At 62.6% G+C, this 17,873-nt stretch carries 14 protein-coding genes and 1 other RNA gene; 5 read left to right on the top strand and 10 right to left on the bottom strand.

From position 1 onward, the window contains the following. The first annotated feature begins 67 nt into the window (after positions 1 to 67). On the top strand, positions 68 to 2,665 hold the full coding sequence (gene clpB / locus AC57B6_RS07955; protein ID WP_046569086.1) for an ATP-dependent chaperone ClpB: 2,598 nt from the start codon (positions 68 to 70) through the stop codon (positions 2,663 to 2,665). 157 nt (positions 2,666 to 2,822) lie between these two features. On the opposite strand, the gene AC57B6_RS07960 is transcribed toward clpB, so the two are convergent. Both AC57B6_RS07960 and AC57B6_RS07965 read right to left on the bottom strand, forming a co-directional pair. Beyond that, complete coding sequence (locus AC57B6_RS07960; RefSeq protein WP_046569088.1) at positions 2,823 to 3,251, bottom strand: YidB family protein; 429 nt, start codon at positions 3,249 to 3,251, stop codon at positions 2,823 to 2,825. 175 nt (positions 3,252 to 3,426) lie between these two features. Further along, complete coding sequence (locus tag AC57B6_RS07965; protein WP_028196655.1) at positions 3,427 to 4,002, bottom strand: ComEA family DNA-binding protein; 576 nt, start codon at positions 4,000 to 4,002, stop codon at positions 3,427 to 3,429. Between the two features lie 312 nt (positions 4,003 to 4,314). On the opposite strand from AC57B6_RS07965, the gene AC57B6_RS07970 reads away from it, so the two are divergent. Both AC57B6_RS07970 and AC57B6_RS07975 read left to right on the top strand, forming a co-directional pair. Continuing rightward, on the top strand, positions 4,315 to 4,812 hold the full coding sequence (locus AC57B6_RS07970) for a MerR family transcriptional regulator (protein ID WP_028196654.1): 498 nt from the start codon (positions 4,315 to 4,317) through the stop codon (positions 4,810 to 4,812). Next, positions 4,764 to 5,180 carry a carboxymuconolactone decarboxylase family protein gene (locus AC57B6_RS07975; RefSeq protein ID WP_406867149.1) on the top strand — a complete coding sequence of 139 codons (417 nt, stop codon included), beginning with the start codon at positions 4,764 to 4,766 and terminating at the stop codon, positions 5,178 to 5,180. The genes AC57B6_RS07970 and AC57B6_RS07975 overlap by 49 nt, the downstream gene beginning before the upstream one ends. A 252-nt stretch (positions 5,181 to 5,432) precedes the next feature. On the opposite strand, the gene AC57B6_RS07980 is transcribed toward AC57B6_RS07975, so the two are convergent. The 8 genes from AC57B6_RS07980 to trxA form a co-directional block, all read right to left on the bottom strand. Next, complete coding sequence (locus AC57B6_RS07980) at positions 5,433 to 6,812, bottom strand: MATE family efflux transporter (RefSeq protein ID WP_278501524.1); 1,380 nt, start codon at positions 6,810 to 6,812, stop codon at positions 5,433 to 5,435. 2 nt (positions 6,813 to 6,814) lie between these two features. Continuing rightward, entirely contained in the window at positions 6,815 to 8,572 is a 1,758-nt protein-coding gene (locus tag AC57B6_RS07985; protein ID WP_178369657.1) for an ArnT family glycosyltransferase, read from the bottom strand. Positions 8,573 to 8,864: 292 nt separating this feature from the next. After that, positions 8,865 to 9,131, bottom strand: coding sequence for a type B 50S ribosomal protein L31 (locus tag AC57B6_RS07990; protein WP_028196650.1), 267 nt, complete (start codon positions 9,129 to 9,131; stop codon positions 8,865 to 8,867). 231 nt (positions 9,132 to 9,362) lie between these two features. Continuing rightward, positions 9,363 to 10,196 carry a M90 family metallopeptidase gene (locus tag AC57B6_RS07995; RefSeq protein ID WP_444516528.1) on the bottom strand — a complete coding sequence of 278 codons (834 nt, stop codon included), beginning with the start codon at positions 10,194 to 10,196 and terminating at the stop codon, positions 9,363 to 9,365. 15 nt (positions 10,197 to 10,211) lie between these two features. Beyond that, positions 10,212 to 11,768 (bottom strand): MFS transporter, encoded by a 1,557-nt coding sequence (locus tag AC57B6_RS08000; RefSeq protein ID WP_496420947.1) that lies wholly within the window; start codon positions 11,766 to 11,768, stop codon positions 10,212 to 10,214. Further along, a complete protein-coding gene (locus tag AC57B6_RS08005) occupies positions 11,765 to 12,286 on the bottom strand; it encodes a MerR family transcriptional regulator (RefSeq protein WP_028196647.1) in 522 nt (173 codons plus the stop codon). The genes AC57B6_RS08000 and AC57B6_RS08005 overlap by 4 nt, the downstream gene beginning before the upstream one ends. Before the next feature lie 179 nt (positions 12,287 to 12,465). Then, positions 12,466 to 13,734 (bottom strand): transcription termination factor Rho, encoded by a 1,269-nt coding sequence (gene rho, locus AC57B6_RS08010; protein WP_006048863.1) that lies wholly within the window; start codon positions 13,732 to 13,734, stop codon positions 12,466 to 12,468. A gap of 238 nt (positions 13,735 to 13,972) precedes the next feature. Beyond that, positions 13,973 to 14,299, bottom strand: a complete 327-nt coding sequence (trxA, locus tag AC57B6_RS08015; protein WP_028196646.1) for a thioredoxin TrxA — start codon at positions 14,297 to 14,299, stop codon at positions 13,973 to 13,975. Between the two features lie 444 nt (positions 14,300 to 14,743). Here trxA and ffs point away from each other — a divergent pair. Both ffs and dnaX read left to right on the top strand, forming a co-directional pair. Continuing rightward, positions 14,744 to 14,842: signal recognition particle sRNA small type (ffs, locus tag AC57B6_RS08020), an RNA gene on the top strand. A gap of 206 nt (positions 14,843 to 15,048) precedes the next feature. Continuing rightward, positions 15,049 to 17,868: a DNA polymerase III subunit gamma/tau gene (dnaX, locus tag AC57B6_RS08025; protein ID WP_496420948.1), complete on the top strand. Its 2,820-nt coding sequence runs from the start codon at positions 15,049 to 15,051 to the stop codon at positions 17,866 to 17,868. Positions 17,869 to 17,873: the final 5 nt, after the last annotated feature.

The following is a 17,873-nucleotide window of genomic DNA, read 5'->3' on the forward strand; positions in this document are numbered from 1 at the left end:
CAAAAAAGCGCTTGAAACCTGCGTAAAACGCCTCAATTTGGTGGTAATCGAAATTGGAGGTCTCTTGATGAGAATCGACAAACTTACCACTAAATTCCAGGAAGCACTGGCCGACGCGCAGAGTCTCGCGGTCGGTCACGACAATCAATACATCGAACCGGTGCATGTCCTGTCGGCGCTCGTTGCCCAGCAGGACGGCTCGGCACGTTCGCTGCTGTCGCGGGCGGGCGTGCACGTCCAGGCGCTGCAAACAGCGCTGGGCGACGCCATCACGCGCCTGCCGCAAGTGCAGGGCACCGACGGCAACGTTCAGATCGGCCGCGAGCTCACCGGCTTGCTGAACCAGGCGGACAAGGAAGCGCAAAAACTCAACGACACGTTCATCGCGAGCGAGATGTTCCTGCTCGCCGTCGCCGACGATAAAGGCGAGGCCGGCCGTCTCGCGCGTCAGCACGGCCTGTCGCGCAAGTCGCTGGAAAGCGCGATCGCGGCGGTGCGCGGCGGCTCGCAAGTGCATAGCCAGGACGCCGAAAGCCAGCGTGAAGCGCTGAAAAAGTACACCGTCGATCTGACCGAACGTGCGCGGGCGGGCAAGCTCGACCCCGTGATCGGCCGGGACGATGAAATCCGCCGTTCGATCCAGATCCTGCAGCGCCGCACCAAGAACAACCCAGTGCTGATCGGCGAGCCGGGCGTGGGTAAGACCGCGATCGTCGAAGGCCTGGCGCAGCGGATCGTCAACGGCGAAGTGCCGGAAACGCTCAAGGGCAAGCGCGTGTTGTCGCTGGACATGGCGGCGCTGCTGGCGGGCGCGAAATACCGCGGCGAGTTCGAAGAACGCCTGAAGGCCGTGCTGAACGACATCGCCAAGGACGAAGGCCAGACCATCGTCTTTATCGACGAAATCCATACGATGGTCGGCGCGGGCAAGGCTGAAGGCGCGATGGACGCGGGCAACATGCTCAAGCCGGCGCTCTCGCGTGGTGAGCTGCATTGCGTCGGCGCCACCACGCTCGACGAATACCGCAAGTACATCGAGAAGGACGCCGCGCTCGAACGCCGCTTCCAGAAGGTGCTGGTCGACGAGCCGTCGGTCGAGGCAACCATCGCGATCCTGCGCGGTTTGCAGGAGAAGTACGAACTGCATCACGGCGTCGATATCACCGACCCGGCGATCGTCGCCGCGGCCGAATTGTCGCATCGCTACATCACCGACCGTTTCCTGCCGGACAAGGCCATCGATCTGATCGACGAAGCCGCTTCGAAGATCAAGATGGAAATCGACTCGAAGCCGGAAGAGATGGACCGCCTGGACCGTCGTTTGATCCAGTTGAAGATCGAGCGCGAAGCCGTCAAGAAGGAAAAAGACGAAGCGTCGCAGAAGCGTCTGCAACTGATCGAAGAAGAAATCGAGCGGCTGGATCGTGAATATTCGGACCTCGAAGAAATCTGGACCGCGGAAAAAGCGGCGGTGCAGGGCAGCGCGCAACTGAAGGAAGACATCGAAAAAACGCGTGCGGAAATCACGCGCTTGCAGCGTGAAGGCAAGCTTGAGAAGGTCGCCGAGTTGCAGTACGGCAAGCTGCCGGGTCTCGAAGCGCAGTTGAAGGAAGTGACCAAGGCCGAAGCGAACGAGCAGAACAATCCGACCCGGCCGCGTTTGCTGCGCACCCAGGTGGGCGCGGAGGAAATCGCGGAAGTCGTGTCGCGTTCAACGGGTATTCCGGTGTCGCGCATGATGCAGGGCGAGCGCGAAAAGCTGCTGCAGATCGAAGAAAAACTGCACGACCGCGTGGTGGGCCAGGACGAAGCGATCAGCGCGGTGGCCGATGCGATCCGCCGTTCGCGTGCGGGCCTGTCCGATCCGAACCGTCCGTATGGCTCGTTCCTGTTCCTCGGGCCGACCGGCGTGGGTAAGACCGAGTTGTGCAAGGCGTTGGCTTCGTTCCTGTTCGATTCGGAAGATCATTTGATTCGTATCGACATGAGCGAATTCATGGAGAAGCACAGCGTCGCGCGTTTGATCGGCGCGCCGCCGGGCTACGTGGGCTATGAAGAAGGCGGTTACCTGACCGAAGCGGTACGCCGCAAGCCCTACAGCGTGATCCTGCTCGACGAAATCGAGAAGGCGCACCCGGATGTGTTCAACGTCCTGCTGCAGGTGCTCGACGATGGGCGGATGACCGATGGACAGGGCCGTACCGTGGACTTCAAGAACACGGTGATCGTGATGACGTCGAACCTCGGTTCGCAAGTGATTCAGGCGATGGTCGGCGAGCCGCAGGAAGCGGTGAAGGACGCGGTCTGGGAAGAGGTGAAGCTGCACTTCCGGCCCGAGTTCCTGAATCGGATCGACGACGTCGTGGTGTTCCATGCGCTCGACCGCTCGAACATCCAGTCGATTGCGCGGATTCAGTTGCAGCGTCTGCACGAACGGCTTGCCAAACTCGACATGCAACTGGTGGTGTCGGACGCGGCGCTGGAGCACGTCGGCAAGGTTGGCTACGATCCGCTGTTTGGGGCGCGGCCGTTGAAGCGCGCGATCCAGCAGGAGATCGAGAACCCGGTCGCCAAGCTGATTCTGGCCGGCAAGTTCGGTCCGAAGGACGTGATTCCGGTCGAGGTGGCAGACGGCCAACTGGTATTCGACCGCGTCGTGCACTAAGCACCGAACCGGGCGAAGCGCGCTCGGTTGCGCACGGAACGGCAGAGCTTGTGCCGTTCCGGCCAAAGCTGAAAAGCGGCAACGAAGTTACCTTCGTTGCCGCTTTTTTTTGCCTGTTTTTGTCTGCTATCCGGCTGTAGTAACAGGACGACGCTACTTACGCATTGCCCTTGCCGAACAGCGCCGACAGGCCGCCGAGCGCGCCCAGCACGGTCGTCGAATTCAGTTTGCCTTCGGCGGGGACTTCACCGTCGGGCGTCGCCGCGTTGACGACGTGCGGCAGAATCTGCGACAACAGGCCGGTGACCTGATCCGGTTGCACGCCGGCCTTTGCCGCGAGATTGGTAACGACGTCCGAACCAAGCACGCTGTGCAGTGCGTCGGGCGAGATCGCCTGGTTCTCGCCGTTGCTGACCCACGACGAAACGATATCGCCGAGGCCCTTTTCCTTGAAACTGTTGATCAGGCCGTTCAGGCCGCCCGGCTGATTGTTGACGAATTCCAGCGCGGCTGAAACGAGGGCTTGCTGGCCACCGCCTTCCGGCGACTTACCAACCAGGGAACCGATAGTGTCGAGTAGGCTCATGACGGTCTCTCTTGAATGCCAACCCGTGTTTGACGAGCCGGCGGGTGAAAACGCCGCGCGGTTGCGCGGCGCCGGTGGAAGGAGGGCGGACGGGAGCGGAGCGGCGTCTGGGTTTCACATGCGTACAGCCCATGTGAGCCGCGTGGCCGCCGTACTACCGTTGCTCTACCTTGGCTTACGCGCCGCCAGAGGCTGCCGCAGCCGATGCAGCCTTGCTCTTCTTCGCTTTCTTCTTCGAAGCCTTGGTACCTGACGCGTCGGCCGGCGCGCTGGCAGCCGCCGTCGTGGCCGGTGCGGAAGCCGCCGCATCGGCCGCCTTGCTCTTCTTCTTCGACTTCGAAGCCTTGGTGCCGGATGCCTCGGCAGGCGCAGCCGGTGCCGCTGATGTTGTTGTCGCGGCCGCGGTAGTTGCTGCTGGCGCGGCTTTGCTGCTGGCGGTGCTGCTGGACTTCGCGGCAGCCTTGGCGCCGGTAGGCGGCGTGGACGCGCCGTTCACGGTCAAGCCCGCCGCCTCGAGATTGCTCACCGATTTGGTGCCGAGGCCTTTGACCCGAGTGGCGAGATCATCGGCATCCTTGAAGGGGCCGTTCTTGGTGCGTTCGTCAATGATCGCTTTCGCATGTACCGGGCCGATACCCTTGACCGATTCGAGCGCCGCCTGATCGGCGGAATTTACTTCGACGGCCGCCGCAAATCCAGCCGACAGCGACAAAGCCAAAGCAAGGCAAAGCATCAAAAGCTTCTTCAGCATGGCAAGCACTCCATTGAGGGCAAAAAAGTTAGCCGCAAAGGGAAAACTCGGGACGACGCAGCCTGTTAGCAGGCGCTGCGCTTAAGCATAGAACAAATTGCGCGCCCTTATTTGCAAACGCCGACGATTTATACCGATCGATTCGTGACAAGTAAATCAGGCTGAACAATATTTAAAGATTTTGCCTAGCGATTGAGCTGTTATGCGTTTATCGATCAATGCGGTTCCCCATAAATAATGACACCACGGGATAAATGACAGCGCCTTCCACTTGACTTAGAGTGCACTCGAAGTCCTAACCTGAGTTCCGTCATGTCGAAAATGTCAAAAGCACTCACCATCGGCGAGGTCGCCGGGACGATCGGCGTCTCCACCCATACGCTGCGCTACTACGAACAGGCAGGCCTGATTCGGGCGGTCGGGCGTACCCAGGCGGGGCATCGCCTGTATTCGCCGGCCGATCTCGACTGGCTGCAGTTCGTGATGCGTCTGAAGGCGACCGGCATGCCGATCGCCGGGATGCAGGCGTTTGCGGCGTTGCGGGCGGAAGGTCAGCCTACGATGGGTGAGCGCCGTGATTTGCTGGTGGCGCATCGTGATGCGGTTTTGGCGCGGATCGCCGAGTTGCAGAGCAATCTCGGCGCGATCATCGACAAAATTGCGTACTACGAAGAAGCCGCCGGGCAGCAGCCCACTGCGAGTGCTTCGACACGACAGATCGACGAAACCCAATCGCTTTCGCATTCGGAAAAGGACTCACCATGGAATACGCACAAAACGATCGCTACACCCGAGGCTGGAACAAACTGAAGGAAATCGACGGTTCGACCGGCGAGCAGGTGATTGCCGCGCTGGCGCCGATCGCGCCGGATTTCGGACGCCTGCTGATCGAGTTCGGCTTCGGCGACATTTACAGCCGGCCGCAACTCGATCTGCGGGCGCGGGAAATCGCGACGATCGCATCGCTGGCGACGCTCGGATGCGCGCAGCCGCAGTTGAAGGTCCATATCGAGGCGGCCTTGAACGTCGGCTGCACTCGCGAGGAGATTGTCGAGGTGTTCATGCAGATGGCGCTCTACGCGGGTTTCCCGGCGGCGCTGAACGCGCTGTTTGCGGCGCGGGAGGTTTACGAGCGGCGTGATCAGGCGCTGGAGCAAGTGCAAGCGCAAGCGGCTTGAGACAAACGTTCGGGACGATAGAGCAGGGTGGACGGCTGCCGTACGCAGCCGTTTTTTACGGGGCTCAAGATGCAACTAACGGTCAGGTATCGCAAGCATTTTGGACAGCAGGCCGCCGGTACGGCCCGGAAACCCGGCTTGCATAAAGGGGGCTTCGACAGTCAGGTACGCTGAGTTTTGCAATCCGGTCGAGCAAAACCGTCAATCCGATTGAGCCAGGCCGTCGACCCGATCGAACGCAACGAGCCCCCGTCAAGCCGCCGGATCTACCCTGACCACCGCCTCGGCGTGCAAATACCGCTTGCTCACGCCACGCCAGTACAACAGCAGACCCACCCCGGCAATTGCCAGGCTCAGCGTATTGGCGACCCAGAAGCCGCGCGCGCCGGTCAGCCATTGCGGCGTGGTGCCGGAGACATCGAAGCCAAGCAGATAGCCGCCGCCTAGCCCGACCCCCCAGAGCGCAACCGCATAGATGACGGTCGGTACGACCGCCACCTTGTACGCGCGCAGCACGAAGGCGGTGGTGATCTGCAGCGCATCGAACAGGTGATAGCACACTACGATCAGGACCAGCGGCATCGCCGCCGCCGCGACCTGTGCATCCGGCGTATAGCCTTCGATCACATACGGCCGCAGTACCAGCACGATCGCGCCGTAGCAGCAGGCGATCGCCACCGCCATCATGATGCCGTGCCGCGACAGCGTGCGCGCCGCTTCCGGGCGATGCGCGCCGAGCGCCTGGGCGACCAGCGTCGATGAAGCGATCCCGATCGACAGTGGTGTCATGTAGAGCACCGCGCCGATGTTGCCGGCGATCTGGTGTCCGGCGAGCGTAGTCGTGCCGAAGCGCGCAATGAAAAGCGCCATGAAGGTGTACGAGGTGACTTCGATCAGATACGACAGCCCCATCGGAATGCCCAGCCGCAACTGTGCCGCCTGCCGGCGCCAGACCGGCCAGCAGAAATGCGCAAAGATCTCGAACGGCTTGAACACGTAGACGCGTGTCAGCAGCAGCATCCCGACTACGGCCAGTCCCCAGTTGATCGTGGTGCTGGCCAGCGCGCAACCGGGGCCGCCGAGCGCCGGCACGCCGAATCCGCCAAAGATGAACCACGTGTTGAGCGGAAACTTGAGCAACAGTGCGCCGATCTGCAGGATCATCACGAGCCGCGGTTTGCCGACCGCATTGCTGATCGAGCTATAGACGCGAAACGCGAGGCCGGCCGGCAAGCCGAACGCCAGAATCCGCAGGTAGGCGACTGTGCGCTCATGCAGCGCTTCGGGCACCCGCGCGAGTTCCAGTAGCCGCCCCGGAAAATAGAGAATCAGAAAGCCGATCACGGTCAATGCGAGCGCGAGCCACAAGGCCTGGCGCACTTCTTCGCCGATCTCGACGTAGCGGCGCGCGCCGTAGAGTTGCGCGGTGATCGGCTGCAGCGCGGTCAGGATGCCGGTCAGCCCGATGTAGACGGAAATGTAGATCGACGAGCCGAGGCCGAGCGCGGCGAGATCGACGGCCGAATAGCGGCCGACCATCGCCGTGTCGATCACGCCGAACGCGATGATCGCCAGTTGGCCGATCAGCACGGGCCATGCGAGCCCGGCGATTTTCCGTACGTCGGCGAGCATGATCAGTCCGGCTTCTTGTGCCAACTGCGGCGTTTGACGACCGGCGACTTCGGACGGTCGATCCGCACATACAGGCGGAAGCGTTCGTCGCGGTCGGCCACCCGGCGGCCTTCCCACACCAGCTTCCAGATGAAGTCCGACATCGCGCTCGGGTCGCCGAAATCCTGGGTGTCCTGACGCAGGATCACGTCGCAGTCCTGGTTGAACGAGAAATGCATATCGCCGAAATAGGCGAAGGTCGCGATCTGCGCATTGCCGAGGCGCACCGGCGAGATGCAGGTGTAGTCTTCCGGCAGGTGGCTTGCGATCTGTTCGGCGACGTCTTTATACGTGCGGCTGTAGTTGACGACCGGCAGCCACAGCGTCATCAGCAGCACCCACATCAGCGTTGTGCCGGCGCTCGAGAGCACCACGCTGCGCCACAGGACTTTCGGATGACGGGCCAGACGCCATTGCACCAGAACGAACCAGCAAATCGTCACGGCCACCGCGCACACGAACGACAGGACCTTGAACTGCGGCGCAAAACCCGGCGCGAGACGCGCGAGGTTGCGTGCGAGCGGATGCGGGAAGCCGGTCAACCCGGCGATGTACACCAGCCAGACGAAGCTGCCGAGGATCGTGAAACTCAGCAGCGCGAACCAGTCGATCGCATTGATCGCACCGCGTTTGAGGGTAGGCAGCGCGAACGTGGCAAGCACCGCGAGCGGCGGCAGCAACAGCATGTAAAGCCGGTTCGACTGGTGGCTCTGCAGCACGACCAGCACGAGCATCGGCCCGATCACCGACAGCGGAATCGCGACGTGCGGCGCGCGCCGCAGGCCCGACCAGCTGAACCACGCCCAGAGCGCCAGCGGCCAGGCCGGCCAGGTGAAGAGTGGCAGGTTCTTGAGGGCGTAGCCGGCCACCGAGCCCGGCGGCCCGGCGAATGACGACAGGCTGACGTGCACCCACTGGTTCAGGTACCAGACAGCGTCGTCGGGAAACGCGGCGATGGCGGCGATCGGCCACGCAACCGAGAGCACTAGCGCGACCGGCAAACCGGCCAGCAGCAGCCAGCGCGAACGCGCTTCGCGCACGATCAAGGCCATCGCCAGGGTGCCGAGCAACAGTGCGCCGACCAGCACCGGGCTGCTGGCGAGCGCCACGAGGCCGATCGCGAGGCCCCAGATCAGCGCGCCCTGGATCGGCTTGTCGATCATCCGCACGAGCCCATAGACGAGCATGGCGATGCCGAAGAACTGCGCCAACTGCGGCGTGGTCTCGTGGCCGCGTTCGGCAAGGCCGAAACAGGCGAGCAGGATCAGCAGCGCGCCATCGGCAAGGGTGCGGCCGTAGTCGCGCGGTTCCGGCTCGCCGCCAAACGCGTATTTGAACGGCTGCACTTCGGCGCGCCGGCCGAGCAGGTAGGCCGCATACCAGACGAATGCGCAAGCCGCGCAAAACAGCAGGCCGGTAAACACGCGCGACGCATTGCTCGCATCGACCCAAGGCGCGAGCGCGCGGATCGCGCTGGCGCCGAGCCAGTAACCGAGCGGGCCGTCTTCGGTCATGTACTTGCCGACCAGATTCGGCAGCAGCCAGTCGTGCGCGCTGCCGTTGGCCATCGTCCACATGACGCCGAAGCCGGCTGCGTCCTCGTTCTTCCACGGATCCCGGCCGAACAGACCGAAAAAGGCGTAGACGATACAGATGGTCAGCAGCAGCCAGCGCGGCAACGCACTGGTCGCGGAGGCAGTGAGGCGAACGACAGGTCTCATGCGGTGTGTGGATATTGGATAAGCGGTGCAGCCGGGACCGGACGCGGTGTCCGGCGGGAATGGCCGGTTTGGAGCATCCGGCATTGTAGTCGTGCCGTGCGATGCGCGTCACGGCCGGTAACGGCTCGCAACGTGAACGGGGTATGTGTGACGCCGTGCCGCGATGGGCGGCGCTTCGCCGGGAGACGACTTATCTCCATGCGTCCGGAATAGGGTGACAAAAAAGGGCAGCTTGCGCTGCCCTTTTGTGCTGCTGCTTCGTTGCGGGCCAAGGCCGGCGACGAATCGCGTATTACTTCGCTGCTGCCTTGCCGGTAGCGCGCGTGCCGAACTTCTTGTTGAACTTCTCGACGCGGCCAGCCGTGTCCATGATCTTTTGTTGGCCGGTGTAGAACGGATGCGATTCCGACGACACTTCGATCTTGGCGAGCGGGTACGTCTTGCCGTTGAATTCGGCAGTTTCACGCGTCTGGATGGTCGAGCGCGTCACAAACTTGAAGTCGATCGACATGTCGACGAACAGGACTTCGCGGTAATCCGGGTGAATGCCTTCTTTCATGGTCTTTCCTTTAATCTGGCGGTAGCCAACCCGCGAGCAGCCGCGATGTACGCGGACAGCATCTAGGCGCGAGCCACTTGCCTATGGTCGAAAAACGGCGATTATGCCAGAAAATCAGTCGCTTGAGGATCTTTCCGCGACCTTTTTCGCGGTGATTTGCGTCGATTTCTCCGTTTTCCGGCTCACTCATTTCCGTGCGCGTGTCGGGCGGCATCCCTTGTGCGGCGGGCGTCAGGCCGGAGCGAACGCCAGTCCGACCCGCGCGGGGTCCTGGCGGTAATACCGCGCCAGCAAGCGGTATAGCTCGGGATATTCGGCCTCGAAGGCTTGCGGTTGGACGAACAGAGCCTCGCTGCAAACGGCAAAAAATTCCGATGGATGGTCCGCCGCGTACGGATCGATTAGCGAATCACGCTCGAAACGGGCCCAGCGCCTGTCCGGCACCGCGTCCACTTTCGCACAGAAATGGTCGTAGGCGTGGTCGAAAATGTCGGCCCAGGCCCGTGAATCGAGCGGCGCATGCCAGCGGCGCGTGAGCGGCGGATGGCCGTCCGCCTCGCCGTTCAGCATGTCGATCTTGTGCGCGAATTCGTGAATCACGACGTTGTAAGCGTCGGTGCCATCGGTCATCTGCGCGTCTTCCCACGACAACACCACCGGGCCGCCTTCCCACGCTTCGCCACTCGCGTCCTGCTCGACCTCGTGCACTACGCCGTCTTCGTCCTCGACCGTCTTGCGGATCACGAACTCGCCCGGATAAACGATCACGCCGACCCAGCCGCGATACAGATCTAGGCTCAGATTCAGCACCGGCAAACACGCTTGCGCGGCGATCGCTACAGTCATGGCGTCGGTCAGTTCGAGATCGTGAGCGGTTGAAAATTCCTTTTGCGCGATGAACAGGCTGGTCAGCTCGCGCAGGCGCAAGCGATCCGGCGCTTCGAGATGGGCGAGGAACGGCAGGCCGTCGAGCGTGGCCTGCCAGAGGCTGTCCTCGATCGCGTAGTCGCGCAGCGCGCGGTCGCGGCGGCGCGTGTCGAACCATTGCGTGAGTTTCGAGAGCATGGCCTGATGCAACCCTTAGTCGATCTGTTTTTGCCACGCGGCGAAAATGCCGCCGCATATTGCAATGCCAATCAGAAAGTAGAAGCCGTCCAGTGACGTCAGGAAGCTGGCTTGCTGCGCGACCGTCCGGCTGATGTCCACCAGAGCAAGCGAATGCGCTTCGGACGGCGAGCGCCCGGCGGCGCTGAAGCCGCGGGTCAGCGCCGCGAGCGAATTCTGAAACACTGGATTGTACGGATTCACGAACTCCGCGAGACGGGCCTGATGCAGTGCCTGCCGATGCTGTTCGACGATGATCACCGAGGCGGTCGCGAACGAGATCGTCAGTTGCCGCACGATGTTTTTCAGCCGGTAGCCGTGCGTGAACTCTTCGATAGCGAAGATTCTAAACGTCAGATTGGCGACCGGCAGCACAATGAACAGCAAGAGCAGGCCGCGCAACAGCATGGGCACGATTAACGCGGACTGATCCACACCGGGCGACATGCGCGTCATCCATGCCGCGGCAAATGCGGCCACCGCGAAGCCCGGCACGATGACCCACTTCTTGCGCGGCAGGAGCTTCGCGTAACGCAGGTAGACGGACAGCGCGCTCGCCGAGATCAGCGACGTCACACCGACTAGCCGCCCGGCGTTCTCGACCGGATAGCCAAGCCCGCCCTCGAGAAAGCGCGACGTCAGATAGCTGAACACGGTCGAGATGTAGTAGTAGAACATGTACAGCACGATCCCGACCTGAAACACCTTTTCGCGCAGCGCATGCAGACGCACTAGCGGCGCCGGATGGTGCCATTGCTGGTACGCGAACCAGCCCAGCGCGCCGATGCCCGCGACTGTCAGCAGAATCAGCCCGGGCGAGGCGCTGAACAACTGGAACCGCACCTGTTGCATGACGATTTGCAGCGCGCCTTGCGCGAACGCGAAGATCAGGTAAGGCCAGAAGTGCGCCGTGCCGCGCTCCTCCGGCAAGCGGTTGCCGGTGTCGGGCAGCGCGAGCAGGGCGAGGATGGCAAACAGCACACCTGCCGGCGCGGTGCAGGCGAACAGCGCGCGCCAATCGAAATGCGCGACCAGTTGGCCGCCGATCAGCGGCGCGAGCGCACTGCTCAGGACGATCAGCACCAGGAAGGCGCGGGTTGCCGCGGGCCGCTGCTGCGGCGTAAAGCTCATCTGGATCAGAATGCGGCAAGTGCCCATCATCGGGCCGATGAAGTAGCCCTGAAATCCGCGCGCGAACGCGAGCTCGATGGACGACTCGCACAACGTGGCGGCGATCGCGCCAGCCGAATAGAGCAGCATGCAGCCGGCCACGTAGCGCCGGTAACCGAAGCGCTCGACCCACCATTGCTGCTGCAGGATGCCGAGCACGGCTGCCACCGCATAGGCGCTCGACGCCCACACTAGTTCGTCCGGCGACGCGTTGATGCCGCCCGCGATGTAGCTGGTGAAAAACGAAAAAATCGCGTTGTCGAAGTAGTCGAGGCCGGTAACGACGGCCAGCACCCATGGGAAAAAGTCGCCGCGCAGTTTTGCCGCGCTAAACAGCGGTACGCGGGGCGAGGTCACGCTCATGTGGGCTCGCCCGACTTTTTCGGGCGTCTGGCGCGCGCTGTGTTGTCAGCTTTGGCGAGTGCCTTGCGGCGCTGTTCCAGCAGCGCGTCCGCGTTCTCGCCGGCGAGGCGCCGTTCGAGATAGTCGAGGTCCGGACTCAGTTCGGCGCGCAGCTTCTGTGCTTCCTTGAGTTCGCGGCGCATCGTTTCGATGCGGGCATCGAGTGCCTGGACCTGGTCTGAAATCGCGTCGCGAATCTGCTGCAGCGATTCGGTGGAATAGCGATGACCGCCTTCGACCGGCTCGAGCGGGCGCTTGAGCATTTCGGTGATGCTGTGCAGGGAAAAACCGAGCGAGCGCAGCCGCAGAATGCGTCCGAAGCGCTTCAGGTCTTCCTCGTCATAAAGGCGGTAGCGGCCTTCGCTGCGGGTAGGCGCGACGAGACCGCGTTCCTCGTAATACTTCAGCGTGCGCGGCGTGACGCCGAGGCGTTCGGCGGCGTCGCGCACGGTGAGCAGGGCGGGTGAATCCTTCGACATAAGGCAGCGCGGGCATGACTGAAGCGTGCATTGTACTGCAACGTGTACGTTCACGTACATGTTGCCATGCTTCGTTGCACATCATTGGGATGGAATCCTGCGGGCGAAAAAAAGCCGCTCGTTGTGGCGAGCGGCTTTTTTATGCAGTGCAGCGGGTGCGGCTGTTTCGGCGTGAGGCCTTAGCTGCCGCCGCCGCGACGCATCATGTCGAAGAATTCGGAGTTGCTCTTCGTTTGGCGAATCTTGTCGAGCAGGAATTCCATCGACTCGACTTCGTCCATGTCGTGAATGAACTTGCGCAGCACCCAGATCTTTTGCAGCACTTCGGGCTTGATCAGCAGTTCTTCACGGCGCGTGCCGGACTTGTTCAGGTTGATCGACGGATAGACGCGCTTTTCAGCAAGGCGGCGTTCCAGGTGCACTTCCATGTTGCCGGTGCCCTTGAACTCTTCGTAGATCACGTCGTCCATGCGGCTGCCGGTTTCGATCAGCGCTGTGCCGATGATGGTCAGCGAACCGCCTTCCTCGATATTGCGCGCCGCGCCGAAGAAACGCTTCGGGCGTTGCAGCGCGTTCGCGTCGACACCACCCGTCAGCACCTTGCCCGAGGCCGGCACGACAGTGTTGTAAGCACGCGCGAGACGCGTGATCGAGTCGAGCAGAATCACCACGTCGTTCTTCATTTCGACGAGGCGCTTGGCTTTCTCGATCACCATTTCGGCGACCTGCACGTGACGCGCGGCCGGCTCGTCGAACGTGGAGGCGATCACTTCGCCGGCCACCGAACGCTGCATTTCGGTCACTTCTTCCGGGCGTTCGTCGATCAACAGCACGAACAGTACGACATCCGGGTGGTTTTGCTTGATGGCGTGTGCGATGTGCTGCAGCATCACCGTCTTACCGGATTTCGGCGATGCCACCAGCAGGCCGCGCTGGCCCTTGCCGATCGGCGCGATCATGTCGATGATGCGGCCCGTGACGTTTTCCTCGCCACGCATTTCACGTTCGAGCAGCAGCACCTTGTTCGGGTGCAGCGGCGTCAGGTTTTCGAACATGATCTTGTGCTTCGAGGCTTCCGGCGGCTGGCCGTTGACCTTGTCCACCTTCACCAGCGCGAAATAGCGTTCGCCGTCTTTCGGCGTACGCACTTCGCCTTCGATCGTGTCGCCCGTGTGCAGGTTGAAGCGGCGGATTTGCGACGGGCTGATGTAAATATCGTCCGTGCTGGCTAGATACGAGGTTTCCGGCGAACGCAGGAAGCCGAAGCCGTCCGGCAGCACTTCGAGCGTGCCGTCGCCGAAGATCGTGTCGCCCGTCTTGGCTCGTTTTTTTAGAATGGCAAACATCAATTCCTGCTTGCGCAGGCGGTTTGCACTTTCGATCTCGAGGCCATTGGCCATCTCGATCAATTCGGACACGTGCAGAGTCTTAAGCTCGGATAAATGCATACGGAGAACCCGCAGGAGAAGGTGCGACGAAATGAAATCTGGGAGGAGAGTGAGCGGAACCGCTCAAGGACTTACACGTCTTTTCGACGTTTTGCGGATTCTAGCATAGCACACGCCGAATTTCGCCAGTGCGATGGCGTGGCATCTTTCTTATCAGGCGTGTTGTCGCGGGACAACACGCCTGGGATCGCGCGCCTGAAAGTCCGAAGGACCTCCGGCGCGCCGATGCATTGCTTCTTTACAGGTTGCCGTCGAGGAATGCGGTGAGTTGCGACTTCGACAGCGCGCCGACTTTCTGCGCGGCGACAGCGCCGTTCTTGAAGAGCAGCAGCGTGGGAATACCGCGCACGCCGAACTTGGCCGGCGTCGATTGATGTTCGTCGACGTTGATCTTGGCGATTTGCAGGCGATCGGCGTAATCCTTGGCGACTTCGTCGAGGATCGGCGCGATCATCTTGCACGGACCGCACCATTCAGCCCAGAAATCGAGCAGCACGGGTTTATCGGATTTCACGACGTCCTGTTCGAACGATGCGTCGCTAATATGCTTGATTGATTCGCTCATTGTATGAATACCTCTATCGGTTCGAGGCCCGCCTGAATTGCTCGCCACGATACGTCAAAATCTAGGGAAACTTCCGTTCGCTTTGCCGCAAGCGGGAGCTTGCCGACACCTGCCTGAAAAAGTCGAAAGACCATTCCTGGAATGTGCGGAAAGCTCGCGTTTGCGGGTCATCCAAATGGCAGTTTAGCTTAATTCGCTATGCGTTGCCGGTGGTGATAGTACTCATCAAAGGCAGTGGGGCCCGTGACTGCCGGTGAAGTGCCACTCCGTTTTAACAACCGCGACGCTGCATATCTGGTGGCGGGCGCCGCAAACTCAAGTACCCGGCACCCGTATCCCGGGGTCCTGCACTATATGGTGCGAAGCTCCCTATTCAGCGCGCCGATGTCGGTTTGTTCGTATTTACAGTCGCGCGGCGGCCCGAGCGATGATAGAATGTTTCGTGACGGGCCTCCTCGCATGGAGGGATGGTCAACCTGGTCAGGTCGGGAACGAAGCAGCCACAGCCGTTTTCCACCAGTGCCGAGGGTCAGGCTCGTCACCTTCCTCTTTCTGTTTTCTTCTGTCGTACCTCCACCGCGCTTGTTTTACTCTTGCCGCTGTCGCCCAGACGCTGCATTGGCGTTTCTCGCGCACTTCATCTATTTTTTTCTATCGGTCCGTTAGCCTGTTTCAATGAAGCGGCAACATGCGTTCGCGCGCCGTCTCGATTCGGTTTTGCGCGCCATCGTTACTGATACAATTTCCGGATGACCTATCAAGTTCTCGCACGCAAATGGCGGCCGAAGGATTTCGCTTCGCTCGTCGGACAGGAGCACGTGGTGCGCGCGCTCACGCACGCGCTCGACGGTGGCCGTCTGCACCATGCCTATCTGTTTACCGGCACCCGCGGCGTCGGTAAAACCACGCTGTCGCGCATCTTCGCCAAGGCGTTGAATTGCGAAACCGGCGTGACTTCCACGCCGTGCGGCGTGTGCCGCGCGTGCCGGGAGATCGACGAAGGTCGCTTTGTCGATTATGTGGAGATGGACGCGGCGAGTAACCGCGGGGTCGACGAAATGGCGGCGCTGCTGGAGCGCGCGGTTTACGCGCCGGTCGATGCGCGCTTCAAGGTCTACATGATCGACGAAGTGCACATGCTGACCAACCACGCGTTCAACGCGATGTTGAAGACGCTGGAAGAACCGCCTTCGCATGTCAAATTCATTCTTGCCACCACCGATCCGCAGAAGATTCCGGTCACGGTGCTGTCACGCTGTCTGCAGTTCAATCTGAAGCAGATGCCGGCTGGGCACATCGTCTCGCATCTCGAGCACATTCTCGGCGAAGAGAAGGTGCCGTACGACGCCCAGGCGTTGCGTCTGCTCGCACGCGCGGCCGACGGCTCGATGCGCGACGCGCTCTCGCTGACTGACCAGGCGATCGCCTATTCGGCCAATCAGGTGAATGAAGAGGCGGTGCGCGGCATGCTCGGCGCACTCGATCAAAGCTATCTGATTCGCCTGCTAGACGCGCTGGCCGATGGCGACGGCGCCGCCGTGCTGGCAGTCGCGGACGAGATGGCGTTGCGCAGCCTGTCGTTTTCGACGGCGTTGCAGGACCTCGCGAGCTTGCTGCACCGAATCGCATGGGCGCAGTTCGCGCCGTCGTCGGTGTTGGACGAATGGCCGGAAGCGGGCGATTTGCGCCGCTTTGCCGAAGCGTTGAGCGCCGAGCAGGTGCAACTGTTTTATCAGATTGCGACCATCGGCCGAAGCGAACTGGGTCTCGCGCCTGACGAATACGCCGGTTTCACCATGACACTGCTGCGTATGCTTGCGTTCGAGCCGGCGCCCACCGGTGGCGGCGGCGGTGCGGCTTCCGCGCGTCCGGCAGGGCCGGCGGGGGCGGGTGGTGCGAAGCGCGCCGGCGCGCCGGCGGTCGCCGCGCAGCAGCCGGCGGCGCGGGCGATCGAAGCAGCCCCCGCGGCGCCGGTACGCTCCGCGAATCCAGTGGCAAACGCGAAGCCTTCGACGCCGGATTCGCAACACCCGGCGTCTGCGGGGGCGGTTGGAAATACTGACGTGCCGAAAGCCGCTATCGCTGAAGCGGTAAGCGTTTCTGTGTCCGCGCCAGCTTCCGTCGAAGCTGCCGCCCCTTCCGGGTCCGCATCAGTTTCCGACGAAGCGGCTGCCCCTTTCGTGCCCGCACCGGCTTCGGACGAAGCGGCTGCCCCATCCGTGCTCGCACCAGCTTCCGACGAAGCGGCAGCTCCCTCCGGGTCCGTAACTGCGATTACCTCTGGCGAAGCGAACCCGGCGCCTGTGGCTGCGGCCGCTATTGCCGCGCCGGCTTTGGCTCCGTGGCAGGAAGAACCGCCCGTCGAGCGGGATGAGAGTGTGTCGGCGTCTCCCGCATTGACGCGGGCGAGCGCGCCTCCTGCGGCCGCGCTGCTCGAAACAACGCCCCCCGCGTCGGCAGCCGACGCATCTGAAACGATCGAGACCACAAAAGTGGCGGCTGCACGCGCCGTGGCGCCGTGGGACGACGTGCCCACCGAGCCGTCCCCGAACGAACCAGCCGCCGCAACCGCTCCTGAGAACTCGTCGCCCGCATCGTCATTCAGTGCTCCGGCTGCAGCTGCTTCTGCACGGGCGGAAGAAGCCGCGTCCGCGACGGCGTCGCAAGCGTCGCCGCCTGCGGCCGACATTCCGCCGCGCCGTGCCGGCGGTGCGAGCGACGCGCTCAATGTCTTGCGTAGCGCCGGTCTGAAAGTATCGTCGGACCGTGGCCGCACGACGGCGGCAACCGCCGCCAAGCCTGCTGCCGCGCCGGTCACACCGAAGCCTGCCGCACCGCGCGTGGTCGTCAATGTGCCGACGCCCGGTGCCCCGCGCCGCGCGCCGCAACAGGACGCCGCGCCGGCAGCGCGTGCACCGTCCCCGCAGCCTCAGGAGTCAGGTGGCTCGTCGGGCGCGCCGTGGGACGACATGCCGCCCGATGAATACATGCCGCTCACCGCAGCGGACGAGGGCTATTACGGCCTGCCGGACGACAACTATGTGCCGGTGTTCGACAGTGGTCCCGACGATGTCCGCGTGAACGCCGCGCCCGCGCCGACACCCGCGCCGGCGGTCGACAGGCGGCCCTTGCCGCCCGCCGTGCCGCTCGACCCGCTGGGTTTTCAGGGCGACTGGCCCGCGCTCGCCGTCGATCTGCCGCTCAAGGGCATCGCGTATCAACTCGCGTTCAACAGCGAATTGATGGCGCTCGAAGGCAACACGCTCAAACTGAACGTGCCGGTGCCGCAGTACGCTGAGGCTTCGCAGGTAGCTAAACTGAAAGCCGCGCTCGCCGACAAGCTCGGCCAGAACGTCGACGTGCTGGTCGAGGTCGGCCCGGCGCGCCGCACGGCAGCCGCGCACGACGCCGCGATGCGGGCCCAGCGCCAGCAGGAAGCCGAGCGCGAAATCGGCGCCGATCCGTTCGTGCAGTCGCTGATCCGCGAATTCGGCGCGAGCATCGTTCCCGGCTCGATTCGCCCGATCACCCAGGACTCCGGCCCGAACGGCACGCCGTCCGTCCACTGATTCGC

This window comes from Paraburkholderia sp. BGA-UO-ETr-F12 (genome assembly GCF_059567945.1).

Bases quoted from the DNA above. Each gene is read 5' to 3' on its own strand.
- AC57B6_RS07960 (WP_046569088.1), bottom strand. From the start codon at position 3,251: ATGAGCCTACTCGACACTATCGGTTCCCTGGTTGGTAAGTCGCCGGAA.
- AC57B6_RS08005 (WP_028196647.1), bottom strand. From the start codon at position 12,286: ATGTCGAAGGATTCACCCGCCCTGCTCACCGTGCGCGACGCCGCCGAA.
- dnaX (WP_496420948.1), top strand. From the start codon at position 15,049: ATGACCTATCAAGTTCTCGCACGCAAATGGCGGCCGAAGGATTTCGCT.
- AC57B6_RS07980 (WP_278501524.1), bottom strand. From the start codon at position 6,812: ATGCTCGCCGACGTACGGAAAATCGCCGGGCTCGCATGGCCCGTGCTG.
- clpB (WP_046569086.1), top strand. From the start codon at position 68: ATGAGAATCGACAAACTTACCACTAAATTCCAGGAAGCACTGGCCGAC.
- AC57B6_RS07995 (WP_444516528.1), bottom strand. From the start codon at position 10,196: ATGCTCTCGAAACTCACGCAATGGTTCGACACGCGCCGCCGCGACCGC.
- AC57B6_RS07985 (WP_178369657.1), bottom strand. From the start codon at position 8,572: ATGAGACCTGTCGTTCGCCTCACTGCCTCCGCGACCAGTGCGTTGCCG.
- rho (WP_006048863.1), bottom strand. From the start codon at position 13,734: ATGCATTTATCCGAGCTTAAGACTCTGCACGTGTCCGAATTGATCGAG.
- trxA (WP_028196646.1), bottom strand. From the start codon at position 14,299: ATGAGCGAATCAATCAAGCATATTAGCGACGCATCGTTCGAACAGGAC.
- AC57B6_RS08000 (WP_496420947.1), bottom strand. From the start codon at position 11,768: ATGAGCGTGACCTCGCCCCGCGTACCGCTGTTTAGCGCGGCAAAACTG.
- AC57B6_RS07975 (WP_406867149.1), top strand. From the start codon at position 4,764: ATGGAATACGCACAAAACGATCGCTACACCCGAGGCTGGAACAAACTG.
- AC57B6_RS07990 (WP_028196650.1), bottom strand. From the start codon at position 9,131: ATGAAAGAAGGCATTCACCCGGATTACCGCGAAGTCCTGTTCGTCGAC.
- AC57B6_RS07970 (WP_028196654.1), top strand. From the start codon at position 4,315: ATGTCGAAAATGTCAAAAGCACTCACCATCGGCGAGGTCGCCGGGACG.
- AC57B6_RS07965 (WP_028196655.1), bottom strand. From the start codon at position 4,002: ATGCTGAAGAAGCTTTTGATGCTTTGCCTTGCTTTGGCTTTGTCGCTG.